Raw genomic sequence first — 1,684 nt, 5'->3', positions numbered from 1 at the left:
TGGCGTCGGCGTATGCGCAGGTCGAGCAGGGTGCCGGTGGTGTGGAGCTGGTGGCGAAGACGTCGTCGTTCGTGGCGTGGGCGGGGCGTCTGGTGCAGTTGTCGGGTGCGCCGGAGGTGGTGGCGGAGGCGGAGTTCTGGCGGGCCACGGAGGCGGCGGCGCGGGCGTTGCCGCGGGTTTTCGAGGGTGGCGCGAATCTGGTGTCGGGGGCGCGGCGTGTGTCCGTGGCCCTGGATGCCGTGTTGACGGAGCGGTTGCTGCGTGAGGTGCCGGCGGCGTTTCGGACGCAGATCGATGATGTGCTGCTGAGTGTGCTGGGTGTGGTGTTCACCGAGTGGACCGGGGCGCGGTCTGTGGTGGTGGATGTGGAAGGCCATGGCCGTGAGGACGTCGGTGGGGACGTGGATGTGTCCCGGACGGTGGGCTGGTTCACCAGCGTCCATCCGGTGGAGCTCACCGCGCTGGTCGATGGTGATTTGGGTGCGCTTTTGCGTCGTACGAAGGAGTATCTGCGGGGTATCCCGCGCAAGGGTCTGGGTTACGGGCTTCTGCGTCACCTGACCGATTGGGTCCCGCAGGGTCAGGCCGAGGTCGGTTTCAACTACCTCGGACAGTCCAGCCGCCGACCGGACGACACCCACAAGCCCTCCGACGCCGGACGCACACCGGAAGGGCGGGGCAGTCGCTTCCGGCCGCTGCCCGGCTTCCTCGGCGAGGGAGAGTCGTCGCAGAACGAGCGCTCGTACCTGATAGACGTCAACAGTCAGGTGGCCGACGGTCGTCTGGAGATGGTGTGGACGTACGGCGTCGAGGTGCATGACGAGGCCACGGTCACCGGCCTCGCGGAGCGATACGTCGAGGTGCTGGCCGAGCTGATCGAGTACTGCTGCCGGCCGGGGACGGGCGGTCATACGCCGTCCGACTTCCCGCTCGCGCGGATCGACCAGGCCGCGCTCGACCGTGTCGCGGCCCGCGTCCCCACCGAGATCGAGGACATCTACCCGCTCACCCCCCTCCAGCAGGGCATGCTCTTTCACACGCGGCTCTCGGCCGACCCCGGCATGTACTGGGCGCAGAACGGCCTGATGCTGGAGGGCGATCTGGACCTCGACGCCTGGAAGAGGGCGTGGGAACTGGCGTTCTCCCGGCACGAGGTGCTGCGCACCGCGGTCGTCTCGGATGACGTGCCGCAGCCGCTCGCGGTCGTCTCCCGCTCCGTACCCCTGCCCCTGGAAGTGCTGGACCTCGCACACCTCGACGAGGAGGAGCGGCGCGACGCGATCTCCGCGCACCTGGAGGCCGACTGGGCGCGTGGTGCGGATTTCACCGCGTCGACGTTGGTTCGTCTGGTGTTGGTGCGTCTGGGTGGGGGTCGGCATCAGCTGGTGTGGAGCTATCACCACTTGTTGTTGGACGGGTGGAGTGTGCCCATCGTCCTGGGTGAGGTGTTGGAGGCGTATCACGCGTTGCGTGTGGGGCGGTTGCCTGAGCTGGGTGCGCGGGCGGCGTTTCGTGAGTTCGCGGTGTGGGTGGCGGGTCAGGACGAGGGGGCTGCGCGGGAGTACTGGGAAGGGCGGCTGGCGGGGTTCGGTGAGGTGACGTCGCTGGGTGTGGAGCGGGTGACGGGTGAGGAGGGTTTGGAGGAGGTGCACCTGCGGTTGCCGGCGGCGGTGGCGGGTGAGGG

1 protein-coding gene is annotated in these 1,684 nt (G+C 68.7%); it reads left to right on the top strand.

Translation table 11 applies throughout. From position 1 onward, the window contains the following. On the top strand, window positions 1-1,684 hold a 1,684-nt coding region (locus ACFWGJ_RS43580), incomplete at both ends, for a condensation domain-containing protein (RefSeq protein WP_387334529.1).

It is taken from the genome of Streptomyces sp. NPDC060205, from assembly GCF_042728395.1.
Classification (GTDB): Bacteria; Actinomycetota; Actinomycetes; order Streptomycetales; family Streptomycetaceae; genus Streptomyces.
The sequence above is the reverse complement of the archived record's forward strand: the minus strand, read 5'-3'. Positions and strand labels throughout refer to the sequence as shown.